This window comes from Veronia nyctiphanis, assembly GCF_004116385.1.
Lineage (GTDB): Bacteria > Pseudomonadota > Gammaproteobacteria > Enterobacterales > Vibrionaceae > Veronia > Veronia nyctiphanis.
In genome coordinates, this window is sequence record NZ_PEIB01000011.1 from 45,491 (window position 1) to 69,094 (window position 23,604).

Consider the following 23,604-nt stretch of genomic DNA (forward strand, 5'->3'; position numbering starts at 1 on the left):
ATTTTCGGCAAATTAAACTGGGATGTAATTCCTTACACCGACCCAGTAATTCTGCCAGTTATGCTGGCAGCAATCCTCGGAGGCCTGGGCCTCGTTGGTGCCATCACTTACCATGGTAAGTGGAAGTACCTTTGGGATAATTGGTTCACGTCTGTTGACCACAAGAAAATCGGTATCATGTACATTATCGTTGCGGCGGTAATGCTTTTCCGTGGCTTCGCTGACGCATTTATGATGCGTACACAACAAGCTGCTGCAACGATTGATGGGGTCGGTTATCTACCACCGGAACACTATGACCAGGTATTCTCTGCGCATGGTGTGATCATGATTTTCTTCGTCGCCATGCCATTTGTGGTTGGCTTGATGAACGTGATTGTCCCACTTCAAATCGGTGCCCGCGACGTAGCCTTCCCCTTCTTGAACTCGTTGAGTTTCTGGCTGTTCGTTGTTGGTGCAATCCTGATCAACATGTCACTGTTCATTGGCGAATTCGCTGCGACAGGTTGGTTAGCGTATCCGCCGCTTTCAGGCATGGAATACAGCCCATGGGTCGGCGTCGATTATTGGCTCTGGGCACTTCAGATTTCAGGTATCGGTACCTTGCTGACGGGTGTTAACTTCGTGGTTACCATCATTCGCATGCGTGCACCTGGCATGACACTGATGCAAATGCCTGTATTCACTTGGACATCACTGTGTGCGAACGCCCTGATTGTTCTGGCATTCCCAATCTTAACAGTGACGTTAACGCTTCTGACGCTTGACCGTTACATCGGCACCCATTTCTTTACCTCAGACATGGGTGGCAACATGATGATGTACGTCAACCTGATCTGGGCGTGGGGCCACCCTGAGGTATATATCCTCATCCTGCCAGCGTTTGGTATTTTCTCTGAAATCACAGCAACCTTCTCGCGCAAGCGACTGTTTGGTTATACCTCTTTGGTATGGGCAACAGCGGTTATCATGGTTCTGTCGTTCATTGTATGGCTACACCACTTCTTCACTATGGGTGCAGGAGCGAGTGTGAATGCCTTCTTTGGTATTGCCACGATGATCATCTCGATACCGACCGGCGTTAAGATTTTCAACTGGCTGTTCACCATGTACAAAGGCCGCGTTGAATTTACTTCAAGCATGTGGTGGACCATCGCGTTCCTCATCACCTTCACTATTGGTGGTATGACGGGCGTGATGTTGGCGATACCTGCAGCAAACTTCGTACTTCACAACAGTCTGTTTGTTATTGCGCACTTCCACAACGTTATCATCGGTGGTGCACTGTTTGGTTACTTCGCTGGTTTCACCTACTGGTTCCCGAAAGCAACTGGCTTCAAGTTAAACGAGAAGTACGGCAAGATTGCATGTGTGCTGTGGACCGTAGGTTTCTTCGTTACCTTCATGCCAATTTACGTGCTTGGCTTTAACGGTATGACCCGTCGCCTGAACGTTGCTGATAACCCAGAGTGGGCACCACTGCTGTGGATTGCTGCTGTAGGTGTAATGATCATTGCAGCAGGTATTGCGACTCAGTTCTATCAAGTTTACGTCAGTATCCGTGACCGTAAGCTGAACGAAGATGTTACTGGTGACCCATGGGATGGCCGTACTCTTGAGTGGTCTACCTCTTCACCACCAGCTTTCTATAACTTCGCTACTTTGCCGAAAATTCATGACCGTGATGAACACCACTACATGAAAGAAAAAGGTGAAGCATACAAAGCGCCTGAGCGTTACAAGCGTATTCACATGCCTAAAAACACGTGGGCTGGCGTTGTAATCAGTGCATTCTCACTGTCTCTAGGCTTTGGTTTTGTTTGGCATATCTGGTGGATGGTTATCGTCAGTGCTGTCGCTATGCTGGCATCTTGGATTGCTTACAGCTTCGAACGCAGCAAAGACTACTACGTTGAAGTGTCTGAGGTTGAAGCCATTGAACGTGCACACCTTGCACGTGTCCATGGCAAGCAGCCGATTACCAGCGAAGAAGACGATTCTAAACCTTCTGACCTGAAACCTGCAGATTCAATGGCATAAGGGACTGAGAGCAGTTATGACTACAGAAGTAAAAAATACATTTGACCCGAATGTTGCTGCTCAGTCACACGGCGGTCATGATCACGATGATCATGACCATCATGACTACGCTGGCGATACTATCTTCGGATTCTGGATTTACATCCTGAGTGACTGTTTGTTGTTTGGTACACTGTTCGCAGTATATGCCGTTTACTCAAACAGCTTTGCAGGCCTTATTGAGCCGAAAGAACTCTTTAACCTGACCTTCGTGGCAGGTGAAACTGCCCTGCTTCTTCTGAGTAGTTTCACCTTCGGCATGGCAATGCTGAAAGCGAACAAAGAAGACATGCAAGGTATGTTTAAGTGGCTGGGCATTACCTTTGCCCTGGGCTTCTCGTTCCTTGTGATGGAGCTTTACGAGTTCTGGCACTTTAGCATGAAGGCGCAACGTTCCACAGCAGCGCATACTGGTCGTCGTTCTACGCATTGGTTGCGACACACGGCTTGCACGTTTTTGCCGGTCTGATTTGGATGATCGTATTGTTCGTTCACTTCAAGCGTGATGGTTTTTCTGAAGACAACAAAACACGTCTGGCTTGCCTGAGCTTATTCTGGCACTTCCTTGACGTTATCTGGATCTGTGTATTCAGTGTTGTCTACTTGATGGGAGTAATGTAATGGCTAATTCATCAGAACACGGCCAAGGCGGACAGGCTCACGGCAGCGTAAAAGAGTACGTTCAGGGTCTTATTTTCTCAATCGTTCTTACCATGGTGCCATTTGCCATGGTAATGGCTGAGATTGGCTCTAAACAGCTTATCGTCGGTGTGATTATGATTTTCGCAGTCGCACAGATTCTGGTTCAGCTTGTGTACTTCCTGCACATGAACACCTCATCAGAGCAAATGTGGAATACCTCTTCCGCAGTCTTTGTGGTGGTTATTGTGGCTATTATTCTCGTCGGCTCCCTGTGGATTATGGACCACCTAAACCACAACATGCTGATGGGGCACTGATTGGGTTATTAGATGTTTAAACCTTATCTTAAACTCACCAAACCCGGTATTATCGGCGGCAACTTAGTTGCCGCCATCGGTGGTGTGCTTCTGGCTTCACAAGGCAACATTGACTGGCTGTTACTTCTTGCTGTTTGCGCAGGTACTAGTCTTATCGTTGCCTCTGGGTGCGTTTTCAACAATGTCATCGATAGAGATATCGACCGTCTAATGAAGCGTACTTGTGAACGGGAGCTGGTGAAAAATGTTATCCCTGTCTCGAACGCTCTTATTTGGGCTTCGTTGTTGGGTCTTACAGGCTTTTACCTACTTAGCCAATTTACCTCAACTATTGCATTCCAATTTGGCGTGCTGGGTTTTGTTGTCTACGTTGGCCTATATAGCCTCCACTATAAACGTAAGTCAGTGTACGGTACCCTGATCGGTGGTCTGTCTGGTGCATGCCCTCCGGTCATTGGTTATTGCGCTGTAACCGGTCAGTTTGATGCTGGCGCTGCAATTCTGTTTATCACCTTCTGTATCTGGCAGCTTCCGCATTCCTATGCCATCGCCATTTATCGATTTGATGATTATAAGGCGGCATCTATCCCCGTACTGCCGGTCGAAATCGGTGTAGCACGTGCCCGTTTACATATCATTGCTTACATCATTGCGTTTGCGGTTGCAGCACTCGCCCTTAATTATCTAGGCTATGCAGGTAGCTGGTATGCACTGGGCATTGGCCTTGTCAGCCTTCACTGGTTATACATTGCTAAAGTCGGCTATCAAAAAGTGCCAGATGCGCAATGGGGCAAGCAAATGTTGCTTTGCTCAATCGCTAACATCATGGTGTTCTGCTTACTTATTTCTCTCGACTTTTCATCTGGAAACATGACAGACAGCTATCAGGCGAATGCGATTATGGCAGCCCTGATGGAGCAAAGTTAATGACTAAAAATCCTGTTAAAATCGTGCTCCTTATTGGAGCACTCGCCCTCGTAGGCATCCTCGCTCTCTATGTGTACAACACCACTACCCCAATCGGCGAAAAGCAAAAGCAGCTTAAAGACCTTGGCGGTGAATTTCAGTTAAATAGCCTTAACGGTACTGTGAGCCTTGAGCAATACAAGGGCCAAACCGTTGTTTTGTACTTCGGTTTCCTCAACTGCGCCGAGGTTTGTCCTTCTTCAATGAGCGTTATGTCTGCTGCTTTCTCACTATTGCCAGCAGAAGAATATGAAAACGTTCAAGGCTTCTTCATCAGTGTTGATCCGGGTCGTGACGACTTAGAATCATTGAATAAATTTGCCAAATATTTCGACAAACGCATTCAAGGTCTCACAGGCACAGAAGAAGAAATTAAAGCGCTGACAGACCAGTATGGTGTCTATTTTGATCTCGTGGACATGGAGTCTTCCGAGCTCAGCTATACCGTTGACCATGCTTCTCGCTTCTACATCATCAACCCAGAAGGAAAGTTGGTTGATGCGATGAGCCACACCACAACACCAATCGAGCTTGCAGCAGGGATAGAGCGAGTTCTGGGTAACAGACTCGCCAAGAAGTAAACACTCTGGAAATAGATTTATGAAAAAGACCGCATTAATTCTCGCGTTAGCACTGGCCGCTTTTCAACCTGTTGCGAATGCATGTAGTGACCATGAATCAGCGCCTGCCGAAGCACAAACCTATCAGGAAGTGCAGACCTTCAATAATGCTCTGACCGTTGAAGGTGCAAGGGCGAAAGCACGATTCCCGGTGTAAAAGTCAGCGCTGGCTACATGAAGATCACGAATGACTCGGACGAAACCATTCGATTGGTCAACGCTAAATCTTCCGTCGCTAAGCACACTGAAATTCATCGTATGTTCATGCGCGACAGCAAAATGGCCATGCGAAAAATTGATGCCTTGGAAATCGCACCGAAAGAAACCGTTGAGCTGAAGCAGCACAGCTATCACCTGATGTTTATGGGCATTAAGGACGCGTTTGAACCGGGTCAGGTTATCAAAGTCACTCTAATTGCTGACAACGGCAAAGAGTTTGATACTCTGCTTACCGTTATGCCAATGAACAAACATTGATTAGAGGTGCAACGATGAAATCATCAGCTTTTCTGTTAGGTTGTTTATTTGCCGCGCCCGTGTTGGTTACTCCAGCGCAAGCTAAGACATCCATGGACAGCATTCTTGAGAGTCAGGATGTGCCTGCTCTGCAGAGCTCAGGGATCTCGCCTCAGCGACACTGAAAAAAAACCCGCACCGAATGCTGCCTTACGTCGACAAATCTGATGATATTCATTTGTTCAACGCACTGGCTGTGACCAGCTACAGAGACCGAGACAGCCACGTCACCTTCCATGGCGTGAAAAACATTAACGGCGGATGTGACACCTCTGTCACGGAGAGTTATGTGTTACAAACCGCCTGTGCCGACGCACGCCACGAAGCCTTCAGTAAGTGGGATTTTCAGGGCAAGCTGAACGACCATACGTACGTGCTAAAAAGTAAGCGTATTGAAGGGAAGCAAGCCTTTCTCACCGATCAATTTAAAAAGTACTGTTTGGTCACGACAAGGCAGGTTATCAGTAACTGATGGCAGTATGACTTTTACGTTAAAAGCACTCTTTAGAGTGCTTTTTTTATATTAGGACTCCAGCGTTTTGGATGGAGGATTTCGTAAAACGGTTCCCAAATCAACCACTCTAAACCTGTTGCCTCGCGAAAGAATGGTACAGTAAAAATCTCCAGAACCATGCAAGTAAGACAATAGAAGTACCCTCTTTATGATGCCAACACCCAACTATGCCAATTACTCCCTCGATGAGTTGCTCGACGCCAAAAATAACATTGATGGCGAGGAATACCCAGACCGCCTTAAGGCACTTGAGCAAGCCATTGAGGCACGCCTTGAAAATACAGAGGTCGTAGAAAAGGAATTGGCAGAGCTAGATAGAGCGAAATTTAAAAATTTCTGGCGACGATTTTTTGCTCTAATATTGGACGTTATTCTACTTTCGCTCGTTACGTGGGTAATAAGTGCAATTATGTTGCCTGGTGCTCTTTCATCTCAACCTGACATAAGCCCACCAGCCACACTTTCACAGGAGTCTGTCCTCGAATTTCAGCAGAAAGTTGAGGCCGCGTCGCTAAGTCAACAAAAATTAATGTCAGAATATTGGATTGTACTTAGCGTTCAGTATTTGATTAATGCCCTCATTCCCTTGCTTTACTTCATTTTAATGCATCACAAGTTCGGACAAACACTGGGAAAAATGGCCCTTAACGTCATCGTTGTTGACTTAAAAACCGAAAAGAAAATTTCTATGACCCAGTCAATTCGACGCTCAAGCATAGATATATTTTCAGGATTTATTTTCGTCACAACATCATTGGTTGCGCTTGTTAATATAGATGTTCAGAGGCCAATGGATTCACTCTTACTCGACTCTCCCGTATGGCAGTCATTCCACATAGGAATATCAATTCTATTGCTTGGTTTGTATATAGCCAAATATCTGCTTCCACTTTTCAACAGAAAGCGACGAGGCCTGCATGATTACATAGCGGGGACTGTGGTTGTCAGAGCAGAATAAGAATATTAAGCGGAGGGAAAGCCTTCTCTCCGCTACCGAACGCGCATCCACTTACCAAGACAGACTTCTACCGCCATCAACAGCAATGATCTGGCCTGTGATATAACGGCTGGATTGTAAATCAAGTATCGCACTTGCAATGTCCTCAGCTGTACCCTTTCTTGCTAGTGGTACTGTATTGAGGATGTTCTCTTTTTCTGCCTGATCCATGCCATTCTCTGGCCACAAGATCGCACCGGGGGCAATACCATTCACTCTAATTTCAGGCCCAAGCTCGACGGCCAGTGATTTCGTCATCATCACATTAGCAGCTTTTGCCATGCAATACAGGCTATGTTCGTTTAACGGACGATCAGCATAAATATCAGCAATGTTAATGATGCTGCCGCCTGAGTCGCGCAATGCAGCAACACAAGCCTGAATGAGGAAATAAGGTGCTTTAAGGTTACTGTCAAACAGTACATCCCAATCTTCTGAGGTCGCAGAGTCGACAGGGGTTGGATAGAACATCGACGCGCTATTTACAAGGCAGTCTAGACGGCCCCAGTTGCTGATACTTTCAACGGCTAAGCGCTTTACATCGTCATCTATGTTCAAATTTGCCTGAACAACAACCGCAGAGTTTTCGCGTTGAGCATTCAATGCAGCTGCTAAGCTCTTGCCTTCCTCTAATGAGCTACGGCAATGAATAACAACCTTAAATCCGGCCTGATGAAATGTCTCAGTAATCACTTTTCCGAGGCGACGAGCAGCACCCGTGACCAATACAACTTTATCTTGATTCATCCTTGAATCGTCCTTGAATAATTTGGTTACTTTGGCTCAGGCAAAACAGGAGGTGAACTATCCATATAAGTGAGGAAATTAGACCAAATATCATGAGTTCTTCGCTTAATCAGCATTTTCTTGCAATCTAATGCCATCATTCCGCGAATAGAGCCTTGTCGATATTGGGTGTATACAGAATCACAATGAGATTTCGCATACACCTGCCATTTTTCCTGCGCGACTTTAATACTTGCGACTAACTCTTTATCCTCTTGGTTGAAGACCAGAGCTTCAGCCAAATACTTCTCAAGTTGTTGCTCTGCTTGCTCCACTTCCTTGAGTGCGCATTGACCCAAGTCATAAGTCGAGATCGCCTTGTCACAATCAATAGAAGTTTCACCCGCGTACACGTGAAAACAAATAAAAAACGAGAACAACGCAACGTAATTATTTTTCAAGCTCACTTCCCCACACCATTTGCAATAAAATCGACGTTGACTCACCGATTGACCATGGCCAATGCACCAGCCGCTGAGGCATAAATAGATGCAACGACACTATTCGCTGCCTTCGATTTCAACCGAGTAATAAACTTAGACGCAAAGAAAGCATAGCTGGCGTAGACACTAAATGAGATAAAAGCGCCCGTACAGAGTATCGTTACCGCCTGTGTCGCCAGGGGTTTGTCGGCAGAAATATAAACGGGAAGCAGCATCATATTTACCAGTATCACCTTAGGGTTAGATAGCGACACCAGAATGGCAGTAAAGAAGATCCTTGCACGACTAATCGATTCAGCCTGCTGCTCAGTTGAAGGTTTCGCACTCCATGCCTTGTAGCTAAGACAAGCATGTAAGCCACACCGGCCCATTTAAGGTAAATCAAAATATCCATATGGCTGGATAATAGTAATCCGAGGCCTGCCAGCACAATTCCCTGATTTAAGGCTGTTGCCAGCGCAAACCCGGAGGCTGCCATCAGTCCTCCACGCACGCCGTTTGTCATTCCCTGAGCAATCGCATATGCCGCATTAGCGCCAGGCAATGCGATTGCTGCGCCAAATGTGATCACATAGAGAAACCATAGGCTAAGTGTCACTTTTCACTCCTTGTTGATGTCGTGTTGGAAGAAAGAATGTCTTTCTACCTGTTTGATAGTTCTTTACCGATGATCTCACCGACTGCGGCTCCCCAAGCTTGGTAACCTTTTCCATTAGGGTGGTATCCGTCAATCGCCATCCAATCTGTTGTGATAGGCGTATTTGAGCTGATAAAGTACCAGCCTTTCTGTTGACATAGATCCTTAAGTACAAGGTTCAACATCTTAGCTCTCACCCCGAGGAACCAACTTAATGGTGCAGGCAAAGCAGGGAATTTCGTCATGTCCGGTACTTCAGTGATAAAAATACGCGCGGGAGACCTGCCAAATTTTTCTACACATTGGTCAATCCGGAATCGCCATTTTTTCTCGGGTGTCAAACCAACGGTGTCGTTCACACCCAAGGTGATGACCAACACATCTATCCGTTCATCAACCATCGGCAATCGCAGTATGTCAGAAATCTTCGAACCGTTCTGTCCGACAATGTACGCTTTTGCCTCAATATTCCCCTCAGTCTCAAGAGATTTAACAATATTGGCAGTCAATCCATCATTAATATCTTCAACACCTACACCAGCGACAGTACTTTCGCCAATATGAAGTATTGAAACGTCACCTCTATTTCCAATCGTCCTGCTGCCAGACGCTTCCGGCAAACGGATCGTGTCCTTCTTTACTCGTTTACCCTGATGAATGATCACTGGCAGTAGCGGCAATAAACAAAGCTGCAGTGTATTTAACAAAAATGCGCGCATGGTGTTCCCTTTTAAAAAAAAGTAAATTCATTCAATTTGATATTGAACCGTTCATCGAAACATATGCCCGTTCATCGCAACATAACATTCAGTGACGTATGAGCCGATAGCATAGCTATTAAATCAACCAACGCTGAGTTAGAGAAATGACGCAATCAAACAAAAAACTACTCACGGCAATCTTTCTCGATTCCCCGGGACTATTCTTCGCTAACTTCATCATTCCCGTTGTCATGCATCAACAGTTCAATTTATCCGGTTGGCAACTTGGCCTTGTTTTTTGTCTTCAAGCAGTCGGCGCAGCTCCGCATCTGCTGGCTTTGTCTTGATATTCAGTAAAATCCTCAGCCGAAAAAATATTATATCAATAGCATCTGCTATTAAATGTCTTGCTTATGTGACCTTGTTTTTCGGTATTTTAAGTAAGGAGTTGATGCCCATCGCAATTGCATTGATTGTGCTTGGCGCCAGCTCAGCACTTTTTACTCTTTGCTGGGAAACTGAGATTACGGATAATGCGAGAGACAGTGATAAAGGTCGGTTGATTGGTCGATGCTTTAAATGGATTGGTATAAGCCAAATGGCAGGATCTACCATGGCGTTTACCCTGATGGGTGCCGGTCATGATCTGGCTCTTCCTCAAAGCGCTCAAGTTGCGGGGCTTATTCTGTTTGCTGTATCAAGCGGCCTGGCGGCAGTATTCGGCCGATTAGCTATGTCACCATCAGTGCCACTCGCTGGCAAAACCAAACAGTTAACTACACCAGTTCAGGGCAAACAGAAAAACGTTGGTAATCTTTTGCTCACAGGTTTGCTGGCGCTCGTACTATTGGGCCACACCTCCGGCTCAATGGTCGCTCCTTTCCTCGAAATGCACTTATTAGAAAAGCTAAACATTACTGATATTTCACAATTGTCCCTTGCATACGTACCGGGAGCGATGTTGTCACTCTTATTCGCAGAAAAACTGGGCAAACTGGTTGATAACATGCAACCTGCCCGTTTCTTCGCGGTCTTCGGCGGTTTGGGAGCAGCCTCCAGCTGGCTTTTGGTTCAGACCGATTCACTTTGGCAAGTCAGCTACTGTTCATGATTGATTCGACCATCATTGTCTCAGTCGGAATCTTGCTGATTAAGTTAGTTTCTGAACTCTCACCAAACCGTGTTGAGAATGGACTTGGGGCATTATCTGTAGTGAGCAGCATGGGCGCAATTCTTGGCCCTGTATTAGGAGGCGTATTTTGGAGTACCCAAACAACAGAGGGACCAATTCTTGTATCCGTGGGTATTGATACTACCGTTGCTATTCTCGGCTTTTCTCTTTTCACTGTCCTTTATCAAAGAGAGCCGGAACTCAAGCCAAGCCCAACAACGCCCTAACCCGAAGTAAAATAACCCTCAATTAAGTAACCCGGAAACGACAAGCCCACGATTCTCGCGGGCTTATTGATTGTTACAGAGGACAGCAACTTCGCTAGCTTATCTGCATCAAAGAAAAGAAAAACCAACGGAAGGCGTAACCTAAGCTGCTAAAGGCGACAACCCCACCAACCCAAAGAAGAACAAACCACATCCAAGGTTTCATTTTCATCGTTGTCATTCGTGGTACCCTTCATCTGAGCTGACTTTGCCCCGGAACACCCAGTACGAATATGCGGTATAGGCGATGATCATCGGTAACAGAATGACTGCACCAGCGAGAAGGAATTTCAGGCTGTTATCGGGCGCAGCTGCTTCCCATAAGGTGATTTCTCTGGGTACCAAATACGGAAAAACACTGATAGCGAAACCAGCAAAAGCCATTAGGTATAACCCCAGCGTACAACAGTACGCTCGAAGAGGTTTTTGCTTGTTTAACGAATGCCATAGTTGGTAAGCGCAAGCGGCAGAAACCGCCGGTATGACGAAAAAGAGCAACGAATTTGGGAAGGCAAACCAGCGCTGAGCAATAGGTTCTGACATGATGGGAAGCCAGACACTCACCACACCAATAGTGCCCAAGAACCAAAGAGTCAGCCTCTTACATTTCGCATAAAGCATTTGTTCAAGTTGCCCGGTTGTTTTCACTAACAGCCAACAACCGCCCAGCAAAGTGTACCCGAATGTTACCGCAATCCCGCAAAAAACGGTAAAAGGTGACAGCCAGTCAAACCATCCCCCCGCATATTGTCTACCGTCTACTTCGATACCCTGAAGCAACGTGCCAAGGATTAATCCCTGCGAGAAGGTGGCCATCAGTGAACCACCAAAGAAGGACCAATCCCAAAGAAACCGACCTTGCTTTGTCCGGTAGCGATATTCAAACGCGACACCACGGAATATAAGACCAAGCAGCATCGCAATAATGGGCGCATAAACGGCCGGCATCACTATGGCGTAGGCCAAAGGGAATACCGCAAAAAGGCCACCACCACCCAAAACCAGCCATGTTTCGTTGCCATCCCAAATAGGCGCGATGGAGTTCATTGCCGAATCTTTATCGTGATCGTTCAATGTCGGGAAAAGTATCCCTACACCTAAATCAAACCCATCAAGAATCACATAAGCCAAAACAGCAAAAGCGATCAGCCCGGCCCAAATTAGCGCGTAGTCCATAATTTACCCCTCACCTTTCGTAGGAGATGGTTTCAGTGGATTTGCTGTCAGTGTTGATGCCTCGCTGGGAGAGACGCGAGTTATGATTCGGCCTTCAAAGTCTTGTTCATACTTGGACGGCGATTTTTTCATTAGTTTTAGGATGTAATAAATGCCGGCACCGAATATCAAGACATACACCACGACGAAGGCAGTTAATGAAGCCGCAACGGCTGGTGCTTCGATAGGCGACACGGACTCCGATGTCTTCAAAAGTCCATATACGGTGTAGGGCTGTCGACCCACTTCCGTAGTGACCCATCCCGAGAGCAATGCAATAAAACCGATAGGAGAGCAAAGCGTACATAGCTTCAAAAACCATCGAGTTTCGTATAACGTTTTTTTCCGCCTGAGCCACAGACTTACCAACCCCATAAACAGCATCAGAAACCCAATGGCAACCATAATCCGAAAGCTCCAAAATACGATGGCAACCGGGGGCCGTTCTTCTTTGGGTACTGCGTCTAACCCTTTTATTTCACCGTCGATGTCATGAGTCAAAATTATGCTGCCCAACTTCGGAATAGCCACTTTGTAGTCGACCGTTTCGGTCTCTTCATTTGGAATTCCAAATAGGATCAGAGGGGCACCTTTCTGAGTCTCAAAATGCCCTTCCATTGCAGCGACTTTAACTGGTTGATGTTCGAGGGTATTCAAACCATGTACGTCACCTGCGATGATTTGCAATGGAGTGACAAGTACTGCCATCCACATCGCCATCGACAGGCTCACTTTTGCAAGCGAGTTGTGAGGAGCTTTGAGAAGGTGGTAAGCACCGACACCGCCGACTACAAAAGCCGTTGTCAGGTAAGCCGCAAGCACCATGTGAACAAGCCGATATGGGAAGGACGGGTTAAACACAACCTCGAACCAGTCAACGACGATAAACCTGCCCATTTCATCGATTTCAAAACCCGCAGGCGTCTGCATCCAACTGTTGACTGACAATATCCACGTTGCAGAAAGCAAAGTACCGAATGCAACAACAGCTGTGGCGAAGAAGTGGAGCCTTTCACCGACTCTCTGTCGCCCGAACAGCATGATGCCCAAAAATCCGGCCTCAAGGAAAAACGCTGTCAGCACCTCGTAGCCCATGAGGGGCCCGAGCACAGGGCCTGTTTTGTCAGAAAAGACGCCCCAGTTTGTGCCGAACTGATAGCTCATTACGATGCCGCTCACCACGCCCATACCGAACGCGACGGCGAAAATTTTTGTCCAATATTTAGACAGCTCCAAATACTTGTGATCACGGGTTTTTAAATGAAGCGCTTCGAGAACAGTGATATAGCTGGCGAGCCCGATAGAAAACGCCGGAAAGATAATGTGAAAAGATACCGTGAATGCAAATTGGATCCTGGCTAGGTCTACAGCGAGTTCGCTCATACCTCGTCCCACCCTTGTATCGATAACCTTGTTATTAACGTTAAAGGATAGTCACACGATCACCAAAATGTCGTACTTTCTGCTTAGTTTTGGCGGTTTTATGCTGCTATCATCAAAAGCATCACAAAGAACACCGCTAATTTGCAGGATAATATACTGCAACGAAGAGTTAGCGTAGGGATCTTGGTCGATACACCATGCTGACACCCAGTCGCACATTTAAATGGAAAGATATAAGTGGCAACAATCCACCACATCCTCCCGTACCCTTACTGCTTATCTCCCCGCAGTATAGAGCTCTATCTCAAAAAAAGGCCGACAATGAATATCGGCATTGAATCTTCTCCTCAAGCCATAGATGCTGCCAGTTATTACCGTATTTAACTGTCTCACGGGCGGCAGCAATAGCTTTTCACATCATTCCCAGCATCTTAATCTACTGATAAATTTGCTATTAACGCAACTTGCATCTTTTATGAATGTAGAAGATAAAATATTGGAAACGCTCAACCACCTATGTCAACCATTAAGATTGAACCCGTAAATGAGAGTGCTTTAATCATTTACTTTGGCATTACGCATAGTGCAGAAGTAAGCGACGAAGTCAGGAACGCGACGTTATCAATCACACACTATCTCGCTCCTCACTTGCTTGATATCGTGCCAGCATATCATTCTATACTCGTCACTTTTGACGCAGGAATGGTCTCTGGCAAACACCTGACGGAACAATTACAAATACTGCTTCAAGACCAACCGCCAGAAACCACCAAGACACACAACAAGCACATCTCGATACCCGTTTATTATGGCAACGATGTTGCTGGGACATTGATACAGTTGGGTCTGAGTGCGGTTTGTCTGTTGCTGAGGTTATTCAATTACATTCGGGTCGTCCATACCGCGTATTCGCGGTCGGTTTTTCTCCGGGCTTTGGCTATTTAGGCGAGACGCATGAGGCTTATCGCTGCCAAGAATGTCCACACCAAGGTTACAAGTGCCTGCAGGCAGCGTCGCTATTTCAGAGAGACAGACTGCTGTTTATCCGACCTCTTCACCAGGTGGCTGGCACATTATCGGCCGCACCCCAATGAGCATGCTTGACTGGGATAAGACACCACCAGCAAGATTATCAGTGGGTGATGAGGTGACATTCGAGCAAATCTCGCGCAGTGAGTATGTTGCGTTGGGAGGTCAGTTCAATGATGCTTGAAGTGCTCCAATCTGGCCCTCTCTCATTGCTTCAGGATAAAGGGAGATTTGGTTATCAGAATCAAGGGGTCACAACCGGCGGGCCGATGGATGAACATGCTTATGGCTGGGGAAATTGGTTACTTGGCAATGACCTGAACTCAACGCAAATTGAAGTCACGCTTGGGATGGCCTCATTCCGTTTTCATGCAACAACATATTTTGCTCTGACTGGTGCTGATCTTGGGGCATCACTCAATGGAAAACCTCTCTCCTCATGGTTTTCTTACCACGCAGTGGAAGGTGATGAATTGAGGTTTACGCGGCCTGTCAGCGGTATGCGGGCCTATTTATCCGTTCATGGTGGGTTTCGTGTTTCTCCTATGCTTGGCAGCAGCTCGACCGTCTGCCGTGAAGGAATAGGCGGTTTGAATGGAGATGGCAAAAGACTCGAAGCTGGTGACAACATCCCTTTCAGCTTGTCAGATTCTCGAATAAACACGAAGGTCCCCAACTGGGCGATTCCGGATTACGATTCACCTCTTGAGATCGGCATCATTCTCGGTAGCCAGCAAGCATTGTTCTCAGAAGATGCAAAAAAAACACTATTTTCTTCTTTTTTCACGATCTCTCAACACAGTGATCGCATGGGGTTTAGACTGGAAGGTCAGCCAATTATTGCTGAACGTTATGATGTGATCTCAGAGGGTATCGGGTTTGGGGCAGTACAAATCCCTCCTGATGGTCAACCGATTGTGTTAATGAAAGACCGGCAAACGATTGGTGGATATCCCAAAGTGGGAACACTCTCTGCTCTGGGGGCAAGCAGGTTATCGCAGTCCCGACCGGGTAGTGAAATCAAGTTTACTCCTCTCTCCGTTTCTCACGCGGAAGCTGAACTTAGACTCTTTCAGGAAGTCATCTACCGACGTTAGACAAATACCCCCCTTCCACATTTTATATGCAGCGACAAACCAAACGTCCACCCATCACTTGGTTTGTCCTTCAGTCTCTCTTTCGCCATGTAGCTGTTCCCCTCTCAGCATCACAAATGAGAAATCGGTGTTTTAACAATCTCACCATGAATATTTGAACCATACTTACAACCGATAGAGCTTTTATTCAGTTTTTCAAGGGACCGAAATGAACAGTCTAAACCAGCCTCTCACTCTGCCTTGTGGTGCAGTTATAAAAAACAGAATTTCCAAGTCAGCAACCACTGAAGGTATGGCGAACATCAAGGGTAAAGCCACGCAAAAGCACGTTGTCATATACAGCCGTTGGGCGCATGGAGGCGCCGGGCTGCTGATCACAGGCAACGTCATGGTCGATGCGCGTTTTTTGGAAAGGCCAGGAAATGTCGTCGTGAACCGAGCAAATGGGATTGCCGAACTCAAGAAGTGGCTGATGCAGGAAAAGTGAATGGTACACACATTTGGACGCAAATATCCCACCCCGGTCGTCAGTGTTCACGCTTAGTTTCATTGAAGCCCCACTCACCGTCAGACGTACAATTGAAAATCCTGAGTAATTTTGCCCCACCCAAAGCGATGACGGAATCTGAAATTCAAACGGCGATTCAGCATTATGTTGATACAGCAGAACTTTCTATCGAGGCTGGGTTTACCGGGGTTCAGATTCATGCCGCACATGGCTATCTTATCAGTCAATTTTTGTCTCCCGTGACCAACAAACGCACGGACACCTGGGGCGGCTCACTGGAAAACAGAGCCAAGTTCTTGCTTGAGACCGTCAGACAAGTGCGAAAAGCCGTGGGTAAAGAAACGCCAGTTTCTGTTAAATTAAACTCGGCGGATTTCCAAAAAGGAGGGTTTACGCTTGAGGAAAGTGCTCAAGTCGCTGTGTGGCTCGCAGAGCAAGGTATCGATTTATTAGAGATCTCCGGCGGCACTTATGAACAATTGTCCCTATTCGGTCGCAAAGGTGACGACAGTACGCTTGAGAAACCCAAATCAGAACAACGAGAGAGTACACGGTTGCGCGAGGCCTATTTCTTGGAATATGCCAGTATCATACAAAAAGCACTTGAAGAATCGAACCACAAGGTTCCTCTGCTTGTTACTGGTGGTTTCCGTTCAAGAACATCGATGAACACTGCAATCCAAGATTCAAACGTCGATATGATTGGGCTTGCAAGGCCACTGCTCATCGATCCAGATTGCGCCAACAAATTACTGGACGGCAGCATTGATGACATCGTGATTCGCTCTCTTGACATGGGAAAAGGGATTTGGGCCACTAGCAAATACAATGATGTCCGAGCGCTCAATGCTCAAGCTGAGGTCAGCTGGTATTACAGGCAAATGCTGCGAATGGCCGAGGGCAATAGTCCAGATATGTCGATGTCACCATTACGAGCATTGGTCTCCCACCTAATACGTGAATACAAGATAGGAATTGGAAGACGATTGATGATGTAGAAGGGATAAAATCCCCCGTTGATCAGTCTGCAAAAAGTTCACGTATAATCCTGGGTGTTTCTGTTGCAATGGCCGCGAGACAAACCGCACAACACAGACGTGTACAAAATTGCAGTGAGAAACATGCCAAACATAGATAGGTAGTGACAAATTCAGGAGTTTTTGATGAACATTAATGAATTTGAGATAGGCATGTTGGTCGAATGCCAAAAAGGGGTTGGCAGGGTAACCAGTATTAACACAAGTGAGAGGACGGTGACCGTTAATCCACTCGATGACGATAACGCCTATGTCGTCGATTGTAATGAAATTCAGCATCAGCCTCAGCTTCATGAGGGTTGCGAGTCCTACTACTAGGATTTCACATAATACGCAAAGGCCCTATATGGGCCTTTTTACATTGTCTCTCGGGTTAGACACGAACTCTCCCGGTTGCTTGTTACCCTTGATATATTCAGAAATATGGATATTACTGACAATGCATAAACGTGCTTTATCACTCTCCCTGATGCTTACATTGGCAGGATGTGGCTCAATGCCGGGTTTTGATTGTAATGAGCCTTTTAATACCAAATTTACGTCTTATCGATTATTCAGTCATCCAAATACTGTGGGCAGCAACCAAATTACAATCGGTGTAAACCGCATCATGACCAGCAAGGGTTACACGTTGCAGCCGCACAGTGCCGACCTTCTGGTAAAACCGGGCATAAGGAAACGCGTACAAACGACCATCTACCTACCCCAATCTTTATACAGTTTCAGAAACCCAGATAGACCGACAAAGACGCCCTTCAGAACAAATGTGAAAGTTGTTAACGAAGTGCATGTAGAGCTTGTAGATACGAATAAAGGACAAACGGTTTGGAGGCATCATGCTGACAAGTTAACGCTTCATGACAAAAGCAAATTCTGGACAGGCGAAGATGACATCGCGATCATACTGACTCGAATGCTCTCTTCATTACCAGAAGAGAAGTTAGCAAAATCCGTTAAGTGACAATTCGCACTGTCACAGAGCTTCGTCGCCGGAAGAGCAACAAGAAAGATGCCAACAGGATGTATTTGATTGCGCCACCGGAAGAGCCTGAGGACTGGTCAGATGATGGATTCGGCCCACCAGCAGAGCGATTAACTTGCAGTGTCACGCCATTGAACGAGTTAGCGCCGTAAATCATGACATAATAATTACCATTCACTGAAGCATCTACGGTGCAGCTTTCAGCCGTCCCCAGGCCTATCGAACGGCAGTCATACTCGAACTGCGTCGGTGCTTTGTCTTTGCGAATGTACAAATCAGGGTCACCACTTCCCAGACTCAATGTCGCCTGTATAATTTGGCTTAAATTGTTCGAACGGAAGTCAGAGACGTTCAACACAAAATAGAATTTATCATCAATGTTGCCGCTCAAATTGCTGACAGGCTCTCCGGGCGCAACCGCTACAGCCGAACCCTCAGCATCACTCAGATCACCCTCCAAGAGTGACAGCGTCACGCCATCATAGGTGCTGTATGCATGGAGCATGACAAAATACTCAGTGCCCTCGCCGTCATCGACCTCGCAGCTCTCCGTATTGCCGTACCGGAAAGGGCGACAGTCATAGTCAGTTTTAGAGGGTAAAGATCCTTTTTTCACATAGAGATCGACGTCACCCGTTCCACCTACAGTGTTTACACGCAGAGAGGATAGATCAGCTGGCATTGTGAATGAGTAGAATTGCTCGTCACCTTTTGCTCCATATATATCAACGATTGGCTTATCAATCTCAAGTACCTGAGGTGGCAGTATGGTCGACTCGAGGTTGATGGTCACACCACTGAATACCGAAATACCTTTAACCACCGCATAGTACTGGCCGGGCCCTTGAAGTGGCACGCTGCAGCTCTCAGTGTTGTCACTGCCATCTGACAGGCAGTCATAACTGCCTGATTGTGGTGGTGTGCCGTACTTAATCATTAAGTCAGCATTACCCGTGCCCCCCGCTAACGTTACAGATGCACTGTCAGTGTTGGAGGTAAGAGAGAAACTAAAATACAGCTCATCATCAACGTCGCCTGATAGACCTGAAATCGGGACGCCAGCGTTGAGAGTAGTCAATACACGGCAAGGATAGACCCCAACCTGATTAAAGGCATTTTCAACATCGGACGTGTCATAACCCAAATCTGAGGCTGCATTTTTCACGCCGCAGCCACCCTCGTCAAAATCAGTGCTCGATGTCCAATATGTCCGATTCGCCAGAACGAAAACTTCAAACGCCTTTTTTACTCCCCAACCGTATTCTTCTGATAACAGGTAAAATGCTCGATTAAAAACACCTGATGAATAGTGAACATCCATCCCATCTGTATACTGACTGGCATGCCCTATTGATACACCATCGTCAGTTGGGTCAATAAAATATCTCAAGCCACCCGCTGATTTAGTGATATCTCGGCCGACAACCCAATCGACAGTTCCTTTCCAATAGAACTCAGCAGCCTCACCTGCAATATCAGAAAAAGCCTCATTAATTCCCCCTGACATACCGAAATAATCGAGGTCAGAGTTTTGTTCAGTGAAACCATGGCTGACTTCATGTGCTGACACATTGACATCAACTAATGGATAAAAATACGAACCGCCATCACCAAATGTCATTGAGCTCCCGTTCCAGAATGCGTTCTCATAGCCATTGCCATAATGAACACGCATAACAAGCTTGAAGCTCAAAGGTGCAAGATTGAACCAGTCCTTGTACATGTCAAAAACCAGCTTGCCAAAAAAGTGTGCATCATTCAGTGGTGAATAGGCGCCGTTGATGGATTTAACTGTATTTGTGTTTAAACTATCATTACAGGTATAGGTATAGGGCGTGTTACCCGATGTGCTGTGATTCAAATTCACTGTCGATACATATTGATTCGACATGGTGCATTGGTTACCCGATTTTTCGACCATAAAGCCCGGGTAGTCTAAGCCAAAGTAGTACTGGCCGGTTTTGGTATTACCACCCGGCCCCTGACCGAATTCTTGCGCATGCGCCAACCCCTCCCAACGCTTTAGAACCTCACCCGTTTTTGCATCTACAATGGCATATGGCCGGGACGGCTTTCGGGCTGGCAAAAAATAATTAGTCACGTACACAAGACGAGCTTGGTCATTTTTATCCATCCAAATAAACAGTTCGCTTTTTTCATTCTCCGCTTCAACATAAGGATACATTGGTGTACCAGAGATACCCTTACTGCTGATCTCCATCGCTTTTTTCCCATCCATAGATGGCAAAGCATCAAACCCTTCAATACCAATTTCACGCATCATTTGGCCACGAACCACATTGTGCTTGCCCTGAGTAAACTCAGAAATTGCTTTCGCATTTCGGACAGGTATACCGTTGTGGAGTTGGTGATAAATGTACTTTGCCTTGCCATTGGGCAAGTCGAGAACCTTCTCAAGCTGAAATCCCGAAGGTTGAGCACGCAAGCGACTGTGGAAGGGGTGAGTGGCATCAGGTAGGAGAGAAGGGTCGTCTATGGCCGTCATTTTTGCAGCGCTCGCAAAAAGCGATATAACGCAGCAAAACGCTGCTCCTATGACCAATAAAATCCCTTTCATAAAATCAAAGCCACCAATTAAATTTGAAGCTACTCGCATTAATCGTGGTCAAAGAATGATGTTTACGAAAGGAACATATGAATTTTTTTTGATGCATATGTCATCTATTGAGGCATTAATGGCGTCGAATACAATGAAGATGCCCATTAACCACCCTCAAGATTGGCTCAATACATTTGTATAGATTTAGGAATGGACCGCTATGAATGAATAGACATCGCGCTTCGCGCAGATGCGACGTTTGGCATCCCCCGCAGCAGGCTATAGTTTTCAGAAAGATATTGGAACTAGAGAAGCTGTATGAACCACCTTGAGCAAATCGTTGTTTTTTTCTCTGATAGCAAACTACTTCTTTCCCTATTGATTTTCCTCGTATTCATTTCACTCCGTGTCCTGTTAATAAAGTGGATCAGAGGTAGAGCCGACTTCTTGAGTGAAGGGCAGAGAAAATGGATTTCGAGGACAAAAAACGGCAGCGTGACCGCCTTATTTTTCTGTTCTTTATTCTTTGGCAATCAGAAATCAATGAATTTGCACTCTCACTGACAGCAATAGCCGTTGCTGTTGTCGTTGCATCTAAAGAGATCATTCTTTGCTTCACAGGATCAATTCAACGCGCTGTGTCGCGCTCGTTCAGGATTGGTGACTGGATAGAGGTAGGAGCACTGTGTGGGGAAGTCCTAGAGCACAATATGATTGCCACAACAATTCAGGAAATTGACCTTAAAAATGGCAACTACAACTACACAGGCAAAACAGTCACGTTCCCCAACAGTTTGTTTTTTACAAATCCAGTAAAAAACCTCAACTTCATGAAGCGATATGTCTATCACGAGTTTTCAATCTATATAAAAGAAAACCTTAACCTGTTTCAATTACTCCACCATATGGAAGAGAGACTTCACCATCATGTGGAGGATTTCTACGAAATAGCCTCCCGCTATAACTATGTTATCGAGCGGCATGCAGGTGTTGATTTACCCGGCCCTGATCCACACGCAAGTATCGGTACCACGAAACTTGGCGATGCGTTTATGCACTTCCGGCTATTTTGCCCAACAGAACGTGCAGGCGAACTTGAGCAGGCGATATACCAAGACTTTATGGACATTTATTTCGCCACACTGAACGCTGACAGTCGTTCAGTAGAAACGGCAACCTCTGAAAATACGACAGAAAAAGATTCAACCAACTCTCTCATTATCAACAATAATCAATAACACACTTATTCTTGTAAAAACTTGTCTTGGCTGAGAGAGCTGGAGGTGAACCTATGTCCTGTATACCACTACCTGATATCTCTCTTTCCTGCTAGATGAACACATCACAGCCCCAGCAGTCATCAGCTTACAGTGTCACTGTTGTTGCTATCAGTGCGATAGTCATAGGTATGGTAACCGCGATTGCGGCCACCGGATTTGTGGCCGCCATACAATGGCTAAATGACAACTTGTTTGTCTCACCACTGTCGAGAGCCACACTTTACGATGCTTTTTTTATGTCTCCTGTCGTCATTGTATTAGTGACCACATTAGGTGGACTTGTGACTGGCCTTCTGGTTAGCTACATCTCTGGTTTGAAAAGGCCACTCGGCCCACCCGATACCATCCAAGCCGTGCAATTAAATCAACCCATGCCTGACACTAAGTCAGGACTCGTTTCTACGCTTGCAGCCGTTATTTCGCTCGGCTGTGGCGCTTCTGTCGGGCAATACGGTCCACTCGTATACATGGGTGCACTTGTAGGGGATTTACTGCGAAAATTACAACTTGGGTTTGAAAGCTATCGTTCAATATTTATTGCTTGTGGTGTGGCAGCCGCCATTTCATCAGCTTTTAGTGCCCCTATTGCAGGTTTGGTCTTCGCGCATGAAGTCATTCTTCGTCACTACTCAATGCGGCTTTTGCGCCAACCACAATTTCAGCAGCAACCGGATATATTTTTTCCGACCAGATTTTCGAGATAGAGCCTTTATTTCTCATTGAGTTTTCCGGCGTGGAAAACAGCGGTGAATTTATCCTGTTTATTCTTGTAGGTTTACTCTCTGCATGTCTTGCCTTGTTTTTCATTTCCTCGTTGCTCAGCAGTCAGCGTCACGCCAAGGAACTGCCCTTACCCGCATTTGTTAAGCCCGCTATCGCCGGTTTTGTATTGGGCCTGTTTGCACTAATACTTCCTGAAATACTGGGTATCGGTACCGAAGCGATGCGCTTTGCCACCATTGAAGGAGCGTATGACATCAAGGAGTTGGCCGTACTGATCATTGCAAAAATTGCTGTCACAATTTTATGTATCAGTTTCGGTTTTGTTGGCGGTGTGTTCAGCCCGTTATTGCTTATAGGCATCCTCTTTGGTGCCTTCAACTGGCTGTTGATAGACGAAATTTTCAATATACCGAACTCCGGGGTGACCGCTTATTCCATCGCAGGAATGATGGCGGTGACAAGTCCCGTTATTGGCGCACCATTAACCTGCATCTTGATTGTGTTCGAGCTGACCAGAAACTACGAACTGACAATCGCCGCGATGGTCGCCGTCGTATTCTCCAACCTCGTTGTAGCCAAAACACTGGGTCGCTCGTTGTTTGATTGCCAGTTGTTGAGCAAAGGGATTAATCTCGCGGAGGGTCGAGATAAAGCTATTTTGCAAGCGACCTCAGTCGGTACACTGGTCAGAACCGACTTCCCCATTGCCTGTATTGAAGAGTCAGCGACATCATTAAATGTGAAGCTCGAAAAATCAGCATGGAGCGAGGCCTATATCATCAGCCAGGGGGTGAATTTCTCGGTACATACCGCCCTATTTTCGCACAAAATCAGTCAATTGAAGGAGCGCTTCATCTACCAAACCTGATCTTTGCTTCGTCCACATCCCTCTGGGAAGCCATGGAGAGTCTAGAGGGGTTCGTTGGTGATGCTGTTCCAGTGATAGATGACGATAAAAAGCTCGTTGCCGTTGTCACTGAGGCAGACATCATTACGGCATACATGGACATTATCCATCAAATCCAACAAGAGGAACGGGCATCAATATAAGACGCTCCGCTGCAAATATCTCTCCCTGAACACTCACTCAAAACGCCACATACGATTTTGTGCGCTAACCTGAAAAGGACAAAAC

Annotated in this window: 26 protein-coding genes and 5 pseudogenes; 24 read left to right on the forward strand and 7 right to left on the reverse strand. The window is 46.2% G+C overall.

The window, feature by feature from the left end; all coding sequences use genetic code 11:
- The 10 genes and pseudogenes from cyoB to CS022_RS10670 all read left to right on the forward strand — a co-directional run bounded on the left by cyoB (position 1) and on the right by CS022_RS10670 (position 6,612).
- Positions 1-2,040 carry a cytochrome o ubiquinol oxidase subunit I gene (gene cyoB, locus CS022_RS10635; RefSeq protein WP_235869471.1) on the forward strand — a complete coding sequence of 680 codons (2,040 nt, stop codon included), beginning with the start codon at positions 1-3 and terminating at the stop codon, positions 2,038-2,040.
- A gap of 16 nt (positions 2,041-2,056) precedes the next feature.
- A pseudogene (cyoC, locus tag CS022_RS10640) lies at positions 2,057-2,700 on the forward strand (cytochrome o ubiquinol oxidase subunit III).
- Positions 2,700-3,038, forward strand: a complete 339-nt coding sequence (gene cyoD / locus CS022_RS10645) for a cytochrome o ubiquinol oxidase subunit IV (protein WP_129122262.1) — start codon at positions 2,700-2,702, stop codon at positions 3,036-3,038. The pseudogene cyoC and the gene cyoD overlap by 1 nt, the downstream one beginning before the upstream one ends.
- A gap of 12 nt (positions 3,039-3,050) precedes the next feature.
- On the forward strand, positions 3,051-3,965 hold the full coding sequence (gene cyoE / locus CS022_RS10650; protein WP_129122263.1) for a heme o synthase: 915 nt from the start codon (positions 3,051-3,053) through the stop codon (positions 3,963-3,965).
- On the forward strand, positions 3,965-4,585 hold the full coding sequence (locus tag CS022_RS10655) for an SCO family protein (protein WP_129122264.1): 621 nt from the start codon (positions 3,965-3,967) through the stop codon (positions 4,583-4,585). The genes cyoE and CS022_RS10655 overlap by 1 nt, the downstream gene beginning before the upstream one ends.
- Before the next feature lie 19 nt (positions 4,586-4,604).
- Positions 4,605-4,781 (forward strand): hypothetical protein, encoded by a 177-nt coding sequence (locus CS022_RS26255; protein ID WP_235869421.1) that lies wholly within the window; start codon positions 4,605-4,607, stop codon positions 4,779-4,781.
- A 17-nt stretch (positions 4,782-4,798) separates the two neighbouring features.
- Positions 4,799-5,101: a copper chaperone PCu(A)C gene (locus CS022_RS26260; protein ID WP_235869423.1), complete on the forward strand. Its 303-nt coding sequence runs from the start codon at positions 4,799-4,801 to the stop codon at positions 5,099-5,101.
- A 14-nt stretch (positions 5,102-5,115) separates the two neighbouring features.
- Positions 5,116-5,265, forward strand: a complete 150-nt coding sequence (locus CS022_RS26265) for a hypothetical protein (protein ID WP_235869430.1) — start codon at positions 5,116-5,118, stop codon at positions 5,263-5,265.
- A 17-nt stretch (positions 5,266-5,282) separates the two neighbouring features.
- Positions 5,283-5,612 (forward strand): hypothetical protein, encoded by a 330-nt coding sequence (locus CS022_RS10665; protein WP_235869437.1) that lies wholly within the window; start codon positions 5,283-5,285, stop codon positions 5,610-5,612.
- Between the two features lie 190 nt (positions 5,613-5,802).
- The gene (locus CS022_RS10670) at positions 5,803-6,612 is read left to right on the forward strand and encodes an RDD family protein (RefSeq protein WP_129122265.1); all 810 of its coding nucleotides are present in this window, start codon (positions 5,803-5,805) and stop codon (positions 6,610-6,612) included.
- Between the two features lie 51 nt (positions 6,613-6,663).
- On the opposite strand, the gene CS022_RS10675 is transcribed toward CS022_RS10670, so the two are convergent.
- From CS022_RS10675 to CS022_RS10695, 4 genes and pseudogenes are all read right to left on the reverse strand, one after another.
- The gene (locus CS022_RS10675) at positions 6,664-7,398 is read right to left on the reverse strand and encodes a pteridine reductase (RefSeq protein ID WP_129122266.1); all 735 of its coding nucleotides are present in this window, start codon (positions 7,396-7,398) and stop codon (positions 6,664-6,666) included.
- A 26-nt stretch (positions 7,399-7,424) separates the two neighbouring features.
- Positions 7,425-7,838: a lysozyme inhibitor LprI family protein gene (locus CS022_RS10680; protein WP_129122267.1), complete on the reverse strand. Its 414-nt coding sequence runs from the start codon at positions 7,836-7,838 to the stop codon at positions 7,425-7,427.
- A 41-nt stretch (positions 7,839-7,879) separates the two neighbouring features.
- A pseudogene (locus CS022_RS26270) lies at positions 7,880-8,385 on the reverse strand (LysE family translocator).
- Positions 8,386-8,522: 137 nt separating this feature from the next.
- Positions 8,523-9,236 carry an SGNH/GDSL hydrolase family protein gene (locus CS022_RS10695; RefSeq protein WP_129122270.1) on the reverse strand — a complete coding sequence of 238 codons (714 nt, stop codon included), beginning with the start codon at positions 9,234-9,236 and terminating at the stop codon, positions 8,523-8,525.
- Between the two features lie 146 nt (positions 9,237-9,382).
- Here CS022_RS10695 and CS022_RS10700 point away from each other — a divergent pair, with 146 nt between their 5' ends.
- The 3 genes from CS022_RS10700 to CS022_RS10710 all read left to right on the forward strand — a co-directional run bounded on the left by CS022_RS10700 (position 9,383) and on the right by CS022_RS10710 (position 10,616).
- Positions 9,383-9,565, forward strand: a complete 183-nt coding sequence (locus CS022_RS10700) for a hypothetical protein (protein WP_129122271.1) — start codon at positions 9,383-9,385, stop codon at positions 9,563-9,565.
- Between the two features lie 104 nt (positions 9,566-9,669).
- Positions 9,670-10,329 carry a hypothetical protein gene (locus CS022_RS10705; RefSeq protein ID WP_129122272.1) on the forward strand — a complete coding sequence of 220 codons (660 nt, stop codon included), beginning with the start codon at positions 9,670-9,672 and terminating at the stop codon, positions 10,327-10,329.
- The gene (locus CS022_RS10710; protein ID WP_129122273.1) at positions 10,326-10,616 is read left to right on the forward strand and encodes a hypothetical protein; all 291 of its coding nucleotides are present in this window, start codon (positions 10,326-10,328) and stop codon (positions 10,614-10,616) included. The genes CS022_RS10705 and CS022_RS10710 overlap by 4 nt, the downstream gene beginning before the upstream one ends.
- Before the next feature lie 216 nt (positions 10,617-10,832).
- Here the strand turns inward: CS022_RS10710 and cydB are convergent, their stop codons facing one another.
- Positions 10,833-11,831 (reverse strand): cytochrome d ubiquinol oxidase subunit II, encoded by a 999-nt coding sequence (gene cydB / locus CS022_RS10715; RefSeq protein ID WP_129122274.1) that lies wholly within the window; start codon positions 11,829-11,831, stop codon positions 10,833-10,835.
- Between the two features lie 3 nt (positions 11,832-11,834).
- On the reverse strand, positions 11,835-13,253 hold the full coding sequence (locus CS022_RS10720; protein WP_129122275.1) for a cytochrome ubiquinol oxidase subunit I: 1,419 nt from the start codon (positions 13,251-13,253) through the stop codon (positions 11,835-11,837).
- A gap of 516 nt (positions 13,254-13,769) precedes the next feature.
- Here CS022_RS10720 and CS022_RS27305 point away from each other — a divergent pair.
- From CS022_RS27305 to CS022_RS10750, 7 genes and pseudogenes are all read left to right on the forward strand, one after another.
- A complete protein-coding gene (locus tag CS022_RS27305) occupies positions 13,770-14,198 on the forward strand; it encodes a carboxyltransferase domain-containing protein (RefSeq protein WP_129122276.1) in 429 nt (142 codons plus the stop codon).
- Positions 14,084-14,466: pseudogene (locus CS022_RS27310) on the forward strand (5-oxoprolinase subunit B family protein). Before CS022_RS27305 ends, CS022_RS27310 begins: the two are co-directional and overlap by 115 nt.
- Complete coding sequence (locus tag CS022_RS10735; RefSeq protein ID WP_129122278.1) at positions 14,456-15,379, forward strand: 5-oxoprolinase subunit C family protein; 924 nt, start codon at positions 14,456-14,458, stop codon at positions 15,377-15,379. The pseudogene CS022_RS27310 and the gene CS022_RS10735 overlap by 11 nt, the downstream one beginning before the upstream one ends.
- 208 nt (positions 15,380-15,587) lie before the next feature.
- Entirely contained in the window at positions 15,588-15,866 is a 279-nt protein-coding gene (locus CS022_RS27685; RefSeq protein ID WP_145964506.1) for a beta/alpha barrel domain-containing protein, read from the forward strand.
- Positions 15,863-16,885, forward strand: a complete 1,023-nt coding sequence (locus tag CS022_RS10740) for an oxidoreductase (RefSeq protein ID WP_201746256.1) — start codon at positions 15,863-15,865, stop codon at positions 16,883-16,885. The genes CS022_RS27685 and CS022_RS10740 overlap by 4 nt, the downstream gene beginning before the upstream one ends.
- A gap of 165 nt (positions 16,886-17,050) precedes the next feature.
- Positions 17,051-17,242: a hypothetical protein gene (locus tag CS022_RS10745; RefSeq protein ID WP_129122279.1), complete on the forward strand. Its 192-nt coding sequence runs from the start codon at positions 17,051-17,053 to the stop codon at positions 17,240-17,242.
- A gap of 121 nt (positions 17,243-17,363) precedes the next feature.
- Positions 17,364-17,885: a DUF4136 domain-containing protein gene (locus tag CS022_RS10750; protein ID WP_161569607.1), complete on the forward strand. Its 522-nt coding sequence runs from the start codon at positions 17,364-17,366 to the stop codon at positions 17,883-17,885.
- Here CS022_RS10750 and CS022_RS10755 read toward each other — a convergent pair.
- A complete protein-coding gene (locus tag CS022_RS10755; RefSeq protein ID WP_235869455.1) occupies positions 17,878-20,412 on the reverse strand; it encodes a M4 family metallopeptidase in 2,535 nt (844 codons plus the stop codon). The two genes, CS022_RS10750 and CS022_RS10755, sit on opposite strands and share 8 nt — an antisense overlap.
- Here CS022_RS10755 and CS022_RS25325 point away from each other — a divergent pair.
- From CS022_RS25325 to CS022_RS27315, 4 genes and pseudogenes are all read left to right on the forward strand, one after another.
- Positions 20,402-20,668 carry a hypothetical protein gene (locus CS022_RS25325; RefSeq protein ID WP_201746260.1) on the forward strand — a complete coding sequence of 89 codons (267 nt, stop codon included), beginning with the start codon at positions 20,402-20,404 and terminating at the stop codon, positions 20,666-20,668. The two genes, CS022_RS10755 and CS022_RS25325, sit on opposite strands and share 11 nt — an antisense overlap.
- 116 nt (positions 20,669-20,784) lie before the next feature.
- Positions 20,785-21,704: pseudogene (locus CS022_RS10760) on the forward strand (mechanosensitive ion channel family protein).
- A 278-nt stretch (positions 21,705-21,982) separates the two neighbouring features.
- Positions 21,983-23,337, forward strand: a pseudogene (locus CS022_RS10770) (chloride channel protein).
- A complete protein-coding gene (locus CS022_RS27315) occupies positions 23,229-23,519 on the forward strand; it encodes a CBS domain-containing protein (RefSeq protein WP_129122284.1) in 291 nt (96 codons plus the stop codon). Before CS022_RS10770 ends, CS022_RS27315 begins: the two are co-directional and overlap by 109 nt.
- The last annotated feature ends 85 nt before the right edge of the window (positions 23,520-23,604 follow it).